This is a genomic window from Flavobacterium panici (genome assembly GCF_024499525.1).
Lineage (GTDB): Bacteria > Bacteroidota > Bacteroidia > Flavobacteriales > Flavobacteriaceae > Flavobacterium > Flavobacterium panici.
This window is the reverse complement of the sequence record NZ_CP100437.1, coordinates 1,204,067-1,220,434: the sequence shown is the minus strand read 5'-3', so window position 1 is coordinate 1,220,434 and position 16,368 is coordinate 1,204,067. Positions and strand designations below refer to the sequence as shown.

Annotated in this window: 13 protein-coding genes; 11 read left to right on the top strand and 2 right to left on the bottom strand. The window is 32.7% G+C overall.

Annotated features, from left to right (window positions below; genetic code table 11):
* The first annotated feature begins 377 nt into the window (after positions 1-377).
* The 4 genes from NLJ00_RS05445 to NLJ00_RS05430 all read left to right on the top strand — a co-directional run bounded on the left by NLJ00_RS05445 (position 378) and on the right by NLJ00_RS05430 (position 1,951).
* Positions 378-857: a hypothetical protein gene (locus tag NLJ00_RS05445; protein WP_053474334.1), complete on the top strand. Its 480-nt coding sequence runs from the start codon at positions 378-380 to the stop codon at positions 855-857.
* A gap of 81 nt (positions 858-938) precedes the next feature.
* Complete coding sequence (locus NLJ00_RS05440; RefSeq protein ID WP_053474335.1) at positions 939-1,265, top strand: YtxH domain-containing protein; 327 nt, start codon at positions 939-941, stop codon at positions 1,263-1,265.
* 75 nt (positions 1,266-1,340) lie between these two features.
* A complete protein-coding gene (locus NLJ00_RS05435; RefSeq protein WP_180861935.1) occupies positions 1,341-1,691 on the top strand; it encodes a competence protein in 351 nt (116 codons plus the stop codon).
* Positions 1,692-1,696: 5 nt separating this feature from the next.
* Positions 1,697-1,951 carry a DUF6327 family protein gene (locus NLJ00_RS05430; RefSeq protein WP_053474337.1) on the top strand — a complete coding sequence of 85 codons (255 nt, stop codon included), beginning with the start codon at positions 1,697-1,699 and terminating at the stop codon, positions 1,949-1,951.
* Between the two features lie 20 nt (positions 1,952-1,971).
* On the opposite strand, the gene NLJ00_RS05425 is transcribed toward NLJ00_RS05430, so the two are convergent.
* Together NLJ00_RS05425 and gltX are read right to left on the bottom strand one after the other, a co-directional pair.
* Positions 1,972-2,955 carry an SPFH domain-containing protein gene (locus NLJ00_RS05425; protein WP_180856291.1) on the bottom strand — a complete coding sequence of 328 codons (984 nt, stop codon included), beginning with the start codon at positions 2,953-2,955 and terminating at the stop codon, positions 1,972-1,974.
* Between the two features lie 243 nt (positions 2,956-3,198).
* A complete protein-coding gene (gltX, locus tag NLJ00_RS05420) occupies positions 3,199-4,704 on the bottom strand; it encodes a glutamate--tRNA ligase (RefSeq protein ID WP_256636500.1) in 1,506 nt (501 codons plus the stop codon).
* Between the two features lie 163 nt (positions 4,705-4,867).
* Between gltX and NLJ00_RS05415 the strand changes: the two genes are divergently transcribed.
* The 7 genes from NLJ00_RS05415 to NLJ00_RS05385 all read left to right on the top strand — a co-directional run bounded on the left by NLJ00_RS05415 (position 4,868) and on the right by NLJ00_RS05385 (position 16,350).
* Positions 4,868-8,272, top strand: a complete 3,405-nt coding sequence (locus tag NLJ00_RS05415) for a coiled-coil domain-containing protein (RefSeq protein ID WP_180856281.1) — start codon at positions 4,868-4,870, stop codon at positions 8,270-8,272.
* On the top strand, positions 8,269-8,688 hold the full coding sequence (ybeY, locus tag NLJ00_RS05410; RefSeq protein ID WP_180856279.1) for an rRNA maturation RNase YbeY: 420 nt from the start codon (positions 8,269-8,271) through the stop codon (positions 8,686-8,688). Before NLJ00_RS05415 ends, ybeY begins: the two co-directional genes overlap by 4 nt.
* A 506-nt stretch (positions 8,689-9,194) precedes the next feature.
* Entirely contained in the window at positions 9,195-11,066 is a 1,872-nt protein-coding gene (gene mnmG / locus NLJ00_RS05405) for a tRNA uridine-5-carboxymethylaminomethyl(34) synthesis enzyme MnmG (RefSeq protein ID WP_256636499.1), read from the top strand.
* A 234-nt stretch (positions 11,067-11,300) separates the two neighbouring features.
* Positions 11,301-11,765, top strand: coding sequence for a hypothetical protein (locus tag NLJ00_RS05400; protein WP_256636498.1), 465 nt, complete (start codon positions 11,301-11,303; stop codon positions 11,763-11,765).
* 89 nt (positions 11,766-11,854) lie between these two features.
* Positions 11,855-12,703, top strand: coding sequence for a class I SAM-dependent methyltransferase (locus tag NLJ00_RS05395; protein WP_256636497.1), 849 nt, complete (start codon positions 11,855-11,857; stop codon positions 12,701-12,703).
* Between the two features lie 685 nt (positions 12,704-13,388).
* Positions 13,389-13,964: an OmpH family outer membrane protein gene (locus tag NLJ00_RS05390; protein ID WP_053474345.1), complete on the top strand. Its 576-nt coding sequence runs from the start codon at positions 13,389-13,391 to the stop codon at positions 13,962-13,964.
* Positions 13,965-14,070: 106 nt separating this feature from the next.
* Positions 14,071-16,350, top strand: coding sequence for a helix-turn-helix domain-containing protein (locus NLJ00_RS05385; protein WP_256636496.1), 2,280 nt, complete (start codon positions 14,071-14,073; stop codon positions 16,348-16,350).
* The last annotated feature ends 18 nt before the right edge of the window (positions 16,351-16,368 follow it).

Genomic DNA, 16,368 nt, shown 5'->3' with positions numbered 1-16,368 from the left:
TAAAGTTTCACCGTTATTTTTGTCAGTTTAACGGGTTATTAACATACAATTGTTTATAAAGTTGCTATTTTTATCTCAATACCAAAAGTCAGAAATGATTTTATAAAATTGATATTTCCAATTAGATTCTAAGTTGAATTTTTTGAAAACAAAAGACAATGCTTTTTGTTTTTAAGATTATTTCTAATTTGAATTCTTGAAACGACAAATTTTATGTTCTAATTTTATTATGAAGTTGTTTTGATAATATTTCGCGTAAAAGGTATTTTTCAAATTTCTTTATAATTATAAAATTTCCATAGCATTAGTTTTAGGGAATTATTTTTTTATAATTCAATCTGACAAATTTTAATTATAAAAACTTAAATCCAATTATCATGAAAATTTTATATTTTACGCTAATGATGTTATTTGCAAATATTGCAATTTCTCAAACTCATCAAATTACAAAACACAACGGTGAACAACTTGATGTCAATTTTATTAAAAATGAAAATGGTTTAATTTATTATTCGTTGAACGGAAGTTCTGAAGAAATTAAAATTAGCAAATATGCTGTTTCATCAATTACAAATAAGCAGACAAAACAAACTCAAAAAATTTCTGATAAAATAATAGTTGATTCAAAAGACGACTACAAAATGGTAACGGTTCTTCCTCAGGAAAAGACAATAGGACTGAAGCAGGCAGCAAGTTTTACCGGAGTCTCGACAAGGACAAAAGGTGAACCGCCAATTGCAAATCAAAAGCAGACTGCTATGAGAATTAAAACTAAGTCAGCTTCAAATGGTTATCCTTTTGTAAGTATTATTGAAAAGGCCGATGGAAAATATGAGGCCGTTGCTTATGTGTATTAATTATATTGTTAAATTTTAAATTTTAAAGTTTAGCATTTTAAAAAAGGAGTATCTTTATTAATCACTTTAAATATAAATATCATGTCAAATAATTCAAATACAATTGCAGCAATTTTAGCTGGTGCTGCAGTAGGAGCAGCGATCGGAATTTTGTTTGCCCCGGATAAAGGATCAAAAACGAGAGCTAAACTGAAAGAAGGAATTGATGATGCAAAACATAATCTGCAGGATTCTTTTCAGGCAAGTTCTGAAGTGCTTCGTGAAAAATTCACAGGTGCGACACAAAATCTTGATGGAACTTTAAATGATTTACTTTCAAATGTAAGCCATAAAACAGAAGAAGTAATCACTTTTTTAGAATCTAAATTGGCTGATTTAAAAGCACAAAACGCTAAACTTCAAAAATAATAATTGTTAAAGAAGCACATAATTGTCTTATTTTTATAAGACAGTTTTGTGCTTTTTCATTTTAAAAAACTAATTATGGCTTTTGAAGAGTTAAAAGAAAATACCGAGAAAATTCAGGATCAAACTAAAGTTTACATTGACAGTCATTTAGCTTACTACAAACTTTGGGGTTTTAAAGTAGCAATGAAATCAACTACTTTAATTTTCAAATTTACTTTGATATTATTGTGTTTTAGTATGGTTTTACTTTTCGGATCTTTTGCAGCAGCATATGCTTTTGGAGATTTATTCGGAAGTAATGCTTTGGGATTTTTAGCAGTAGGAGGGATCTATCTTTTGTTCACTATTTTACTTTTCTTCATAAAAGATAAGATTGTTGAAGGACCAATTTTAGAGAAATTTTCAGAAATATTTTTTAACGATTAAGAATTATGGAAAAGAAAAAATACTCCTCATATGCTGAAATCGACAGAGATTTAGAAATTCTAAAACTGGAAAAAGATATCAATTATCAGAAATTAGTTCTGAGTTTTCAGAGAACTAAAGAAAGCATAACACCGCAAAACATTGTAAACGGATTCGTTTCATCTTATACAGATTACTTTAAAAATTCGTATCCGCAAATTTTGCAATCCATTTTACCTTATGTAATTGGTTGGTTTATAAATAAAAAAAGAGGCAGTTAAGCCTCTTTTTTATTTTCAAATTATGATTGAACTTCTGGTTGAATGTCATCTTCATAGCCAGATTGTGGTTGAATTGGTTTTGGTTTCTCCACTTTTTTATTGTGTTTTTTCATCATTTCACCAACCTGGTTTGATGCTGAAAATGAAGCAACCATATTATTCAACATATCACTTCCGGCTTGTGGAGAATTAGGTAACAAAATTAAATTTGAATTTGCATCAGCTCCAATTGCTTGTAAAGTATCGTAATGCTGTGTAACGACAATTAGGGCAGAAGCTTCTTGAGAATTAATACCAACATTATTTAAAACTTCAACACTTTCTACAAGACCTCTTGCAATTTCACGACGTTGATCTGCAATACCTTGACCTTGTAAACGTTTACTTTCAGCTTCGGCTTTTGCTTTTGCAACAATTCTAATTCTTGAACTTTCAGCTTCAAATTCTGCAGCCGTTTTTTCTCTGTCAGCAGCGTTGATTCTGTTCATTGCATTTTTAACCTGAATGTCCGGGTCAATATCTGTAACCAAAGTATTGATGATATCGTATCCGTAAGTTGTCATCGCTTCGTTCAATTCTCTTTTTACTGCAATTGCGATATCGTCTTTTCTTTCAAAAACATCATCCAATTTTAGTTTCGGAACCTCGGCACGAACTACGTCAAATACATAAGCAGTAATCTGATCGTGTGGATATTCTAGTTTATAAAATGCATCATATACTTTATCCTGAATAACTTTAAACTGAACAGAAACTTTCATTTTGATAAAAACGTTGTCTCTTGTTTTGGTTTCAATGATAACATCAAGCTGTTGAATTTTAAGATTTACACGTCCGGCCAATCTGTCAACCAATGGAATTTTTAACTGTAATCCTGAATTTCTAACACTATGAAATTTTCCAAATCTTTCAATAATTACAGAACTTTGCTGTTTTACTGTAAAGAAAGAAGACATGAAAATAAAGAATGCTAGTACTGATAAGATAATAAATGCTGTACTCATGGTGATATATTTTATATTTTTGATCTTGGTAAATTACGAAAATTCTTCTAAATTAAATTTTTTAAACATTAAAAAAACGCTAAGAACATTTGTTAGATGTTTCTTAGCGTTTAAAGTTTTTTACCATTAAGTAAATTAAGTCAAGCTTTGTCAAGTTAATTAAGCTAAGCTTTATGAACTTAAATATTTATAATTTTACCATTTAGTAAGCTTTATAAACTTAATATCTTAATGGTAAAATTTTTATAAAGTTGCTATCGCTTTCTGAATTCTGGCAATAGTTTCTTCTTTTCCAATGATTTCAACAATGTCAAATAGGTGAGGACCTTTAAGAGCTCCAACTAAACTTAAACGGAAAGGCTGCATAACTTTACCCATTCCAATTTCATTTTTCGTCAACCAGTCTTTTACGATTGCTTCGATATTTGCTGAATCAAAACCATCAATATATTCTAGTGTTGAAATCAATTCCTGCATCAAAGCCGGAGTTTCTTCCTTCCAGTTTTTACTTGCTTTTTCATCATAAGATGTTGGAGCCTGGAAAAAGAAATCAGTTAAATCCCAAAATTCAGAAACAAAATGTGCTCTTTCTTTAATAAGTGAAACTATACGAGTTGTCACTTCGAGGGGAGTCGAGAAGCCTTTTTCAACCAAAATAGGAGAGAAGCTCTTCGCTAAATCGGCATCATTTTGTTTGATTAAATATTGGTGATTGAACCATTTGTTTTTCTCAGGATCAAATTTTGCTCCCGCTTTATGTACTCGGTTTAAGTCAAAAGCTTCTACTAATTCTTCTAATGAATATAATTCTTTCTCTGTTCCATCATTCCAACCTAACAAAGCAAGGAAGTTTACAACTGCTTCTGGGAAAAATCCTTTCTCTCTGTAACCAGATGAAATCCCTTCTTCGGTTTTCCATTCTAGTGGAAACACAGGAAATCCTAATTTATCACCATCTCTTTTAGATAATTTTCCGTTTCCAACCGGTTTTAAAATCAAAGGTAAATGTGCAAACTCTGGAGCATCCCAACCAAAAGCTCTGTATAATAAAACGTGAAGTGGCATCGATGGCAACCATTCTTCACCACGAATTACATGTGAAGTTTCCATTAAATGATCATCAACAATATTCGCTAAATGGTAGGTTGGCATTCCGTCACTTTTAAACAAAACTTTATCGTCAAGAAGATTCGTTTCAAACTTAACATCTCCACGAATGATATCTTTTAAATGTAAAGTTTCGTTAACCGGAGTTTTAAAACGAATCACATAATGCTCTCCATTTGCAATTCTTTTAGCAGTTTCTTCAGCAGAAATTACTAACGAAGTATCTAATTTTTCACGGTTGTGATGATTGTATATAAAAGTTTTTCCTTCAGCTTCGTGTTGTTTTCTATGTGCATCAAGAGCTTCAGGAGTATCAAAAGCGTAATAAGCCCAGCCCGAATTGATCAGTTGATCTGCATATTTTTGGTATATTTCTTTACGATCACTTTGTCTGTACGGACCAAATTTTTCATTTTTTCCAACCGTTTCTTCAGGAGAAATTCCTAACCATTCCAGCGCTTCCATAATATAAGCTTCGGCACCAGGAACAAAACGAGTCTGATCTGTATCTTCAATTCTCAGATAAAAAACACCGTTATGTTTTTTTGCAAATAAATAATTAAATAGGGCAGTACGAACTCCGCCAATATGTAATGGTCCAGTCGGACTTGGTGCAAAACGCACTCGAACTTGCTTTGACATTTGTTTATAATTTTGCTGCAAAGATACAACTTTAGATAAATCCCAATTTTTTAAAATTCCAAATTCTAATGTGTATTTCAGGTTGGAATTTGGAATTTATTTTTTGGAATTTGAATCTTTATAATTACTACTTTTATGGGTTATAATTAAAAGAGATTTTATTTTGAAAACATCATCTGCAATATATCAGAAGTTAGAAGGATTTATAAAGAAATATTACATGAATGAATTGATAAAAGGAGCACTTCTTTTTATTGGTTTTGGACTTTTGTATTTCTTATTTACACTTTTTATAGAGTATTTTCTTTGGCTTAAACCATTAGGAAGAACACTTTTATTCTGGATATTTATTGCAGTAGAAGTTTTTCTGTTGTTTCGTTTTATCTTATTTCCAATTTTCAAGTTGTTCAAACTTCAAAAAGGAATCGATTATAATCAGGCTTCGGCAATTATTGGAAATCATTTTACAGAAGTAAGTGATAAGCTGACTAACTTTTTACAGCTTTCTTCAAACGAGAATTCTGCTGAAAGTTCAGAATTAATGTTGGCTTCGATCGAACAAAAAGCAAATTCATTACAGCCAATTCCGTTTGGAAATGCCATCAATTATAAATCAAATAAAAAATATTTGCCATTAGCTTTAATTCCGGTTTTGTTATTTGCAGTGTTTTTTGTTTCGGGAAATAGCAATATTATTTCTCAAAGTTTTAATAGAGTAGTACATTTTAATTCTGCATTTTTACCGCCGGCACCTTTTAAATTTGTGGTTTTAAATGATAAACTTCAAACAGAACAAAACAAAGATTTTATTGTAAAAGTAGAAACAGAAGGAAACGTTGTTCCGGAAAATGTGATGATTCATATAGGTAACGAAAGCTATTTTATGGAATCTTCTCAAACCGGAAAGTTTGAATTTAAGATTGAAAAACCAACATCAGATGTTCAATTTTCATTTGAAGGAAATTCAGTTTCATCAAATGAATATGAATTAAAAGTTATTACAGTTCCATCAATTGCCAACTTCGAAATGGTTTTGAATTTTCCATCTTACCTAAAAAAGAAATCAGAAACGATTCAGGGAACAGGAAATGCAATCGTACCAGAAGGAACAATTGTAACCTGGAAAATGAAAACGCAGTCAACTCAAGAGGTAGTTTGGAAAGATGAAAACTCAGTTTTGAAGTTTAATAAGGCCGAAAACGAGTTTAAATTAGCTAAAAATATTAATCAAAATACAGAATATCAAATTCTTACTTCCAATAATAAGGTTAAAAACTACGAGAAATTAGACTATCAGCTGTCAGTTATCAAAGATCAGCATCCAACAATTACTGTTTCGCCAGCTCCGGATAGTTTAAAATTAGATAAGAATTATGTTTTAGGAAGATTGGGAGATGACTATGGTTTATCAAAATTACAGGTTGTTTATTACGAACATGGAAAACCACAAGCTGCTAAACGCGGAACCATTCCTGTAAAGCAAGGAGTGTTCGATCAGTTCGTTTTTAACTTTCCAAGTAATCTTGCAGTTGAAGAAGGAGTATCGTATGAATACTATTTTGAGGTTTTTGATAACGATGCATTGCACGGATTTAAGAGCACAAAATCTTCTACATTTTCAGATCGTGTTTCTACTACAGATGAAATTCAAGATGCAGAATTGCAGCAGCAAAATGCCAATATTAATAGTTTATCTAAATCATTAAAGAATCAGGAAAAGCAATTTTCTGAAATGGATAAACTTAAAAATACAGGAAAAGAAAAAGATAATTTAGAGTTTAAAGATCAGCAAAAAGTAAATGATTTTATCAAACGTCAAAAGCAACAAGATGAAATGATGAAGCAGTTTGCTGAAAAAATGAACAAGAATTTAGATAAATATAATACAGACAAGAAAGATAAAACTGCCGAAGATTTACAAAAGCGTTTAGATAATGCCGAGAAAGATTTAGAGAAAAATCAGAAATTGATGGATGAGTTAAAGAACCTAAACGACAAATTAAACAGCGAAGAGTTGTTTGATAAAATGGAAAAGTTCAAACAAATCAGCAAAAATCAATCTCGTAATTTAGAACAATTAGTTGAATTAACGAAGCGTTTTTATGTTGAAAAGAAAGCAGAGCAGGTTGCAGAGAAGTTAAATAAGTTAGCAGAAAAACAAGAACAGCTTTCTAATAAAGATGCTGAAAATACAAAAGAAAAACAAGACGATATCAATAAATCATTTGATAAAATTCAAGAAGACCTTAAAGATTTAAAAGATGAAAACAATAGTTTAAAATCTCCTTTGGATATTCCGAAAGATGCTTCAAAAGAAAAAGATGTAGAGAATGATTTGAACAAAGCATCAGAAGAATTAAATAAAAAGAATACTTCTTCGGCTAAGCCAAAACAAAAAAGTGCTTCAAAGAAAATGAAGTCAATGGCAGAGCAAATGAGTTCAAGTATGGAAGGTGGAGAACAAGATCAATTAGAAGAAGATGTTGCCATGCTTCGTCAAATTCTGGATAACCTTTTAGCATTTTCATTATCTCAGGAAGATGTAATGAAACAATTTAAATCGATGAAATTAGGTTCTTCTGCATATACGAAGAACATAAAAATTCAGCAGAATTTAAAACAACAGTTCCGTCATGTCGATGACAGTTTGTTTGCAATGTCTCTTAGAAATCCAAAAATAGCAGAAGATGTTACGAAGGAAATTGGTAACGTACAATATAATATGGACAAAGCGATTGAAGTTTTAACCGATGTTCAAATCCCAAAAGGAGTTTCGCATCAACAATATGCTGTTTCATCTGCAAACAAATTAGCCGATTTTTTAAGTGATCTTTTAAATAATATGCAGATGCAAATGTCTAAACCGGGAACGGGTAAACCAAAACCTGGAGACGGACAAGGAATGCAATTACCAGATATTATTCAAAAACAAAAAGGCTTGGCTGATAAAATGAAAGAAGGAATGAAGCCGGGAGATAAACCGGGAAGTGGTCAGCAAGGAAAAAGTGGAGAAGGAAAACAAGGCCAAGGACAGGGTAAAGAAAGCGGACAAGGAAAAGATGGACAAGGCAAAGACGGTAAAAATGGTCAGGGTAAAAATGGACAAGGAGGAAAAGAAGGAGGAAAAGGTAACGAAGGAAATGATGGTGAAGATGGAGAAGGTGACGCTGAAAAGATAATGGAGATTTACAAAGAGCAGGTTAAACTTCGTGAAGCTTTACAAAAAGAGTTAGCCAAAAAAGGATTAGACATGCAAGGTAGATCTGCAATCGAACAAATGAAAGCATCAGAAAAACAGATTTTAAATAAAGGATTTAAGAATGAGAACCTGCAAAGAATTTTAAATATTCAGCAAGAGTTATTAAAATTAAACAACGCAGTTCAGCAACAAGGTCAGGATACGAAGCGTCAATCTGAAACAAACAAGGCTGAATTTTCTAATCGTTCAAATGCGTTGCCAAGCTCATTAACTGATTATTTAAATAGTGTAGAAATTTTAAATAGACAATCGCTACCTTTGCGCTCGAATTTTAATCAAAAGGTTCAAGAATATTTTAATACAAAATGATAAACTTTAATTACGAAACCGAATTTTCTTTAGATAACGAACAAGCTTTTACAGATTGGTTAAGCGCAGTTATTGTTTCTGAAAAGAAGAACGAGGGAGAAATAAATTATATTTTTTGTGATGATGAATACCTGCATAAAATAAATGTAGAATATTTAAACCACGACACATTAACTGATATTATCAGTTTTGATTATACAGTTGGTAACGAACTAAACGGAGATATTTTTATTTCTGTTGAAAGAGTAGAAGACAATGCGAAAGATTTTAATGTTTCTTTCGATGAAGAATTGAAACGCGTATTGGCTCACGGTATATTACACTACTGTGGTTATAAAGACAAAAGTGATGCTGATGTAGAACTTATGCGTTCTAAAGAAGACGAAAAGATCGCGATGTTTCACGTGGAACAGTAACAAGGAAATAAATTCCAAAGTTTTAAAATTTTAAATTCCAACTGTTCCACGTGAAACATATTAAATCTTGTTTCGGTTTCAAAGCAGATTTTAATATTTATACATAACGTTCCACGTGAAACATTTCTGTTTTTTGATTGAATTTATAATAAACGTTCCACGTGAAACACTGGTGAAAGCGTTTCGTTTTTTTTAACCGTATCGAGTTTAAATAAGGATTTTAGGTTTTTAAAATCTACAAAGTGTTTCACGTGGAACACGAATCTGTTTTTTTGGACTCGTGATTTATAATGTTTCACGTGGAACAAGAAATCAAGAAGCTTGTGTTTTTTAGATTTGGTTATTTCTGATTCAAAACAAACGTTCCACGTGGAACGCAACGAAGTTGGAATTTGGAATTTTTGAAAGTGTTATTTGTGCTTTAGCACAGTTCCACGTGGAACAAAAGAAAATAAAGTTAATTCTGAGAACCACCTTAAACGGTTTGCAGAGAATAATAAAACAAAATGTTTTTAGAAGAATACGATGTTATTGTAGTTGGTGCTGGACATGCAGGATCTGAAGCCGCGGCAGCGGCCGCAAATTTAGGATCCAAAACTTTGTTGGTTACAATGAGTTTGCAGAACATAGCCCAGATGTCTTGCAATCCTGCAATGGGAGGAATTGCAAAAGGACAAATTGTTCGTGAGATCGATGCGCTTGGAGGTTACTCCGGAATTGTTTCAGATCGAACTGCAATTCAATTTAAGATGTTGAACAAATCAAAAGGACCAGCAATGTGGTCGCCGAGAGTTCAAAGTGACCGAATGCGTTTTGCAGAAGAATGGAGAATGATGTTGGAGGGAACTCCAAATTTGGATTTTTACCAAGAGATGGTAAAAGGTCTGATTATCGAGAACGGAAAGATAAAAGGAATTAGAACTTCGCTTGGAGTTGAGATTCGATCCAAATCGGTTGTGTTGACAAACGGAACTTTTTTGAACGGATTAATTCATATTGGAGAAAAACAATTTGGTGGAGGTAGAGCAGGCGAAAGTGCCGCAACCGGAATTACCGAAGATTTGATCAAAGCAGGATTTGAAGCTGGAAGAATGAAAACAGGAACGCCGCCACGAGTTGATGGACGCTCTTTAGATTATTCTAAGATGAACGAAGAAAAAGGAGATGCAGTTCCGGATAAGTTTTCTTATTCGGATTTAACCGTTCCGTTAACGCATCAAAGATCTTGTCACATGACATACACTTCGCTTGAAGTTCATGATATTTTGAGAGAAGGTTTTGATCGTTCGCCAATGTTCAACGGAAGAATAAAAAGTTTAGGTCCGAGATATTGCCCGTCGATTGAAGATAAAATTAATCGTTTTGCAGATAAAGAACGTCACCAACTTTTTGTTGAACCGGAAGGTTGGAATACTTGTGAAGTTTACGTAAACGGATTTTCAACTTCGCTTCCGGAAGATATTCAATTTAAAGCTTTGAGTTCTGTTGCCGGTTTTGAGAAAGTGAAATTCTTCCGTCCGGGTTATGCAATCGAATATGATTATTTCCCGCCAACACAATTGAAACATACTTTGGAAACGAAGTTAGTTGAAGGATTATATTTTGCCGGACAAATTAATGGAACGACAGGATATGAAGAAGCAGCTTCGCAAGGTTTGATGGCAGGAATAAATGCGCATTTAAAAGTGCACGAAAAAGCGCCGTTAATTTTAAAACGTGACGAAGCTTATATTGGAGTTTTGATCGACGACTTAATTACGAAAGGTACGGAAGAACCTTATCGTATGTTTACGTCAAGAGCAGAATATAGAACATTGTTGCGACAAGATAATGCCGATTTCAGATTGACGCCAATGTCGCATGAAATTGGTCTTGCTTCTGAAGCTCGTTTGAGAAGAATGGAAAAGAAATTAAACGAGTCTGAAAAGATGGTTGCGTTCTTCAGAGAAACGAGTGTTTCGGTTGCAGAAACAAATCCAATTTTAGAAGCGAAAGAAACGGCTCCAATTACGCAAGGCGATAAAATGTTTAAAGTATTCTCTCGTCCGCAAATTGATTTAGAAGATATGCTGAAATTTGAAAAAGTAAAAGCATATGTTGAAGAAAATGATTTGGACAAAGAGATTTTAGAGCAAGCCGAAATCCAGGTTAAATATTCTGGTTATATCGAAAAGGAAAGAAACAACGCTGACAAACTAACTCGTTTAGAAGAAGTGAAAATTCCGGAGAATTTCGATTACAATAAAATCAAATCAATGTCGATTGAAGCGAAACAAAAATTAAGCAAAATTCGACCAGTTACAATTTCTCAGGCATCAAGAATCAGCGGCGTATCACCAAGTGATATTTCCGTGCTTTTGATTTATATGGGAAGGTAAGGATTTTAAATTTTAGATTTCTGAGTTTAGATTTTAGATTTTATATTTTTCTAGAATTGCATATTAGAAAGTATTTGATTTGTTTCACGTGAAACAAATTGAAGTGAATTGAAATTTTAGATTCTAATAAAGCAATCTAAAATCTAAAGTCAGAAATCTAAAATAGAATTTGTTCCACGTGAAACTTATTTGATTCTGTTAATCGAATAGGTGGTTAAAGTTTAAATTTCATTTATGAAGATTGTCGAAAGAGAAATTTTATCTCAAGAAGAAAAAGAAGTTTTGAGAGAACTTTGGAACGAAGAATATCCGGCAAGATTAAATTGCAAAACAATGCAGGATTTTGAATTTTACTTAAACGGTCTTTCAAATACAAAACATTATTTGCTGTTTGATGCGTTAGATAAAATTAACGGCTGGGCATTTACTTTTTTGAGAGAAGATGAAAATTGGTTTGCTATAATTTTGAATCATCAAATTCAGGGAAAAGGAAATGGGACACTTTTGATGAACGAATTAAAAAAGAATAATACAAGTTTAAATGGCTGGGTTGTGGATCATGAAAATGAAGTAAAACAAAACGCTGCTCATTATAGATCTCCAATGCCATTTTACATTAAAAATGATTTTACAATTTTGACAGAAATCAGAATTGAAAACGAAAAAATGTCGGGAGTAAAAATTAATTGGAAACGATAAATAAAATATAAAAACAAGAAGCCCTAAAAGTAGAAATTTCACTTTTAGGGTTTGCTATGAAATTCAACCAAAATACCTATAATTAAAAAATGGACGTTTTAAACAAAAAACATTTTCTTACTGTAAAAGACCATTCTGTTTCGAAAGAAATTTTCGATTTGTACTATGATGAAAATCTGGATATGCTGATAACTTCTCCGCAGCCGGATTTAGAAAATTTAGGAAGATATTACGAAAGCGAAGATTATATTTCGCATACAGATAACAAACGTTCTGTTTTTGAAAAAGCATATCATTTTGTAAAAAGTATCGCTTTAAAAAATAAACTGAATTTAATTAATTCAGAACAATCTCAAAAAGGAAAAATTTTAGACATCGGTGCCGGAACCGGTGATTTTTTGTTAACAGCAAAAAATGACGGCTGGAATGTAATTGGAGTTGAACCGAGTGAGCGAGCAAAAAATATTGCCAAGCAAAAAGGAATTTCATTTGTTGAAGAAATCAGCGAACTCGAAAATAATTCTTTTGACGTAATTACAATGTGGCACGTTTTAGAACACGTTCCAAATTTGGAACTTCAAATTCAGGAATTGAAGCGATTATTAAAACCAACTGGAACATTAATTGTTGCGGTTCCAAATTTCAAATCGTTCGACGCAAAACATTACGGAGAATTTTGGGCAGCTTTTGATGTGCCAATTCATTTTTGGCATTTTTCAAAAAAAGCCATCAAAACGCTTTTTGAAAAAGTCGACATGAAATTAGAAAAAGTACTTCCCATGAAATTTGATTCATTTTATGTGAGTCTTCTTTCTGAAAAATACAAAACCGGAAAAATGAATTTTATCAAAGCATTTTTTATCGGTTTAAAATCAAATTTAAAAGCGTCGAGTACAAAAGAGTATTCATCTCACATTTACGTTCTAAAAAACAGCTAAAACGCAAAATAAACGCATTTAAGGCATTTTCTTTGGTTAGGTGAGGCTTTGTGTCGTCTTTTTAGAGAAAACAGCTCTAATAAAAGCTATGAAAGTCACTTTTGATAGTGATATTTTATAGCTTTTTTTGCATCTATAAAGAAAACTAATACCTTGAAATTGCTACAGTTTTTGGCTTTTTTTCTTGTTTTTTCCGATTTTTAAATTTTGAATTTTATCAAGCAAAAAAATGCGGGATTTTTTGTTTTTTTCATTTCCGGGTTTTTTTCAAAAAATGAAAATTTTCAAAAAACCTTCAAGAAAAATTTTTCTATCAAATTTTTAAAAAAAAAGCAAAAATCCTAAAATGAACATTTTTTCACTCATTTTTTCATCAAATTCAAAAACGGAATATTCAAAAAAGTTTTGGACACAAATTAAGCACTTAAAAAGGATCAAAGCGTAAAATAAGCGTACTTAAGACGTTTTCTTTGGTAAATTGAGGCTTTGTGTTGTCTTTTTTGAGAAAATTGCTTTAACAAAAGCTATGAAAGCCACTTTTAATAGTGATATTTTATAGTAGTATTTTTGTCCATAAATAAAACCAATATCATAAAATCATAGCATTTTTTAAACTTTATGTCGATGCTATTTATTTTTTTATATTTTTGTCTTCAATACAATAAAAAAATTAGAAATTTAAAAAATGAAAAAAGCATTAGTAATTACCGCACTTTCAATTTTGGTTGTTTCGTGTAATAAAGCGACAGAAGCTAAAGAAGTAAAAACAGCTTACGTGGATACTTCAGTTTTGATGAAAGAGTACACTGAGGCAAAAGACCTTGAAGCTAAATACAAAGCTCAGGCAGAAGAAAAAGGAAGACAACTGCAAGCTGAGATTACTCGTTTTAAACAAGACGCTGCTAATTTTCAAAGTCAGGCACAAGCAAATGGACAAGCTTGGGCACAACAAAGAGGGGCTGAATTGCAAAAAAGAGAGCAGCAATTGGGTTATGCTCAACAAGCTTTATCACAGCAATTACAGCAAGAAAGTGGTGTAGAAATGGATTCTCTTGTAAGCGGAGTTAAAAAATTCATCAAAGATTACGGAAAGAAAAACGGATATTCTTATATCTACGGGACAGGTGATGCTGCTACAGTTTTATACGCTGAAGACAAGTACGATATCACTAAAGTTATTATTAAAGAGTTGAACGATAAGTACAAAGCATCTCCAAAAGCAGAAGATAAACCAGCTGCAAAAGAAGAGGCTAAAAAATAATAAACTGCCAAACTAACTAAACTAAATGAAAAACCTAAATCCATATCGGATTTAGGTTTTTTTCTTTTATAAAAATGCGATATTTGTGACGTTTAATACCTGCCTAATGCAAAACGTTTCAGAAGCTGCAGCTTACACCTTACAATTCATCAATCAAACGCAAAAATCGATATTCCTTACGGGCAAAGCCGGTACAGGAAAAACCACTTTATTGCGTGAAATTATTGCCACGACGCACAAAAATACAGTAGTTGTGGCGCCCACAGGTATTGCGGCATTAAACGCAGGCGGAGTAACGATTCATTCCATGTTTCAACTGCCATTTTCGGCATTTTTACCCACTTATGAAGAGAGTTCTCAGTTTACAGAAACCGTAAAATTTGAGAATAAAGAATCACTTCGCCGACATTTCAAAATGAACAATGTCAAGCGAAATGTGATCCGCAATATGGAGTTGCTGATTATTGATGAAGTCAGTATGCTCCGCGCTGATTTGCTGGATGCTATCGACTTTATGATGCAGACAGTTCGAAGAAATACAAAAGCTTTTGGCGGCGTTCAGGTACTTTTTATTGGTGATTTATTACAGCTTCCGCCCGTAATTCGGGATGAAGAATGGCGAACTTTGCGTAATTATTACAAAGGAAAATTCTTTTTTCATTCGCATGTAATGCAGCATAATCCGCCGCTGTATATTGAATTGTCTAAGATTTACCGTCAAAGCGATGACACTTTTATTTCGGTTTTAAACAACCTTCGAAACAATCAAATTACAAAAGAAGATGTTCAGGTTTTAAACCAATATGTAAAACCAGATTTTGATCTAAAAATGAATCCTGGTTTTATCACCTTAACCACACATAACGCAAAAGCAGACACAATCAACGAACAAGCAATCAATGATTTATCTGGAAATGAATTCGCTTATCAGCCCTTTGTTGTTGGAGATTTTCCAGAGAAGATTTTTCCGGTAGAAGAAAACCTAAAGCTCAAAGTTGGTGCTCAGGTTATGTTTGTTAAAAACGATTTGTCTTTTGATAAGAGATATTTCAACGGAAAAATGGGTGTTATCAAATCACTTTCGCCAGAAGAAATCTTCGTTCATTTTCCGGAAGAAAACAAAACAATCGAAGTCGAAAAATACGAGTGGAAAAACATTCGCTACAAAGTAAACGAACTCACAAAAGAGATTGAAGAAGAAGTTTTAGGCACATTTGCACATTATCCAATTAAATTGGCGTGGGCCATTACGGTGCATAAAAGCCAGGGATTAACATTTGAAAAAGCTGCGCTCGATGTATCGCAAGTTTTTTTGCCTGGGCAGGCGTATGTAGCACTTTCTCGTTTAACGTCCTTAAATGGGCTTATTTTGCTTTCTCCCATACAAATGAACGGACTGTCGAACGATCAGGATGTGATGGATTACGCTTTAAACAAAGCAACGGAAGACGACTTGAAAAATTCGCTTCATTTCGAAACCAAAAATTTTATTCATAACTATTTGATTAACAGTTTTAACTGGATAGATTTAGCGCAGGAATGGCGAAACCATCGTTTTAGTTATAACGAAAATGCCGTCGCATCAGAAAAATCTAAACATTCTGCATGGGCACATAAACGTCTCGAAATTATCGACGGACTAACAGATCCTTCACAGAAATTCGTGCAGCAGCTTAATAAAATTTTCAATAAAGAAACCGTCGATTTGTTATTTGTGAAGGAAAGAGTAGAGGCAGCTTACGATTACTTTTTTAAACCGATGGACAAACTGGTTACGGATCTTTTGAGTAAAATGGCTGAAATTCAGAAATTTAAAAAAGTGAAAGAGTTTTATGAAGAATTAGCCTTTTTGGATGATTTGCAGACAAAAGCGGTTTTACGTTTGATGAAAGCCAAACTGCTTGTTGAAATCGTGGTTTCCCGTGAAACAATCAGCAAAGAAAGCCTGACTTCTCCAGCAATAAAAAATTACAAAACCGAAAAGATTTCGAGAACGAAAGAAGAGTTCAAAATGACTAATACAGACATGTTTCAGGTTGATGAGCCAGTTACTCGTTATTCGTATAAAAAAGCCGATAAAACGGAAGAAAAAGCTAAAAAAAAGACTACTGTTGAAGAGACGCACGAACTATGGCTGGCAAAAAACTCTGTTGAAGATATTGCCCGAATGAGAAAGCTCACAGTTCAAACGGTTGAATCGCATTTAATAAAATTGATTCAGGCCAAGAAAGTAGAGATCACAGATGTTCTTCCCTACGATAAAATCCTGGCTTTAAGAGAGGCATTTGAATTTTATGCAGAAGAATCTTTAAGTCCGTTAAAGGAAAAATACGGAGATGAATTTACCTGGGATGAACTTAAGATGTTCAAAGCTAGTATTAATTGATTTTAGATTTTAGATTTT

Bases quoted from the DNA above. Each gene is read 5' to 3' on its own strand.
- NLJ00_RS05440 (WP_053474335.1), top strand. From the start codon at position 939: ATGTCAAATAATTCAAATACAATTGCAGCAATTTTAGCTGGTGCTGCA.
- NLJ00_RS05390 (WP_053474345.1), top strand. From the start codon at position 13,389: ATGAAAAAAGCATTAGTAATTACCGCACTTTCAATTTTGGTTGTTTCG.
- gltX (WP_256636500.1), bottom strand. From the start codon at position 4,704: ATGTCAAAGCAAGTTCGAGTGCGTTTTGCACCAAGTCCGACTGGACCA.
- NLJ00_RS05425 (WP_180856291.1), bottom strand. From the start codon at position 2,955: ATGAGTACAGCATTTATTATCTTATCAGTACTAGCATTCTTTATTTTC.
- NLJ00_RS05395 (WP_256636497.1), top strand. From the start codon at position 11,855: ATGGACGTTTTAAACAAAAAACATTTTCTTACTGTAAAAGACCATTCT.
- mnmG (WP_256636499.1), top strand. From the start codon at position 9,195: ATGTTTTTAGAAGAATACGATGTTATTGTAGTTGGTGCTGGACATGCA.
- NLJ00_RS05385 (WP_256636496.1), top strand. From the start codon at position 14,071: ATGCAAAACGTTTCAGAAGCTGCAGCTTACACCTTACAATTCATCAAT.
- NLJ00_RS05400 (WP_256636498.1), top strand. From the start codon at position 11,301: ATGAAGATTGTCGAAAGAGAAATTTTATCTCAAGAAGAAAAAGAAGTT.
- NLJ00_RS05435 (WP_180861935.1), top strand. From the start codon at position 1,341: ATGGCTTTTGAAGAGTTAAAAGAAAATACCGAGAAAATTCAGGATCAA.
- NLJ00_RS05430 (WP_053474337.1), top strand. From the start codon at position 1,697: ATGGAAAAGAAAAAATACTCCTCATATGCTGAAATCGACAGAGATTTA.
- ybeY (WP_180856279.1), top strand. From the start codon at position 8,269: ATGATAAACTTTAATTACGAAACCGAATTTTCTTTAGATAACGAACAA.
- NLJ00_RS05445 (WP_053474334.1), top strand. From the start codon at position 378: ATGAAAATTTTATATTTTACGCTAATGATGTTATTTGCAAATATTGCA.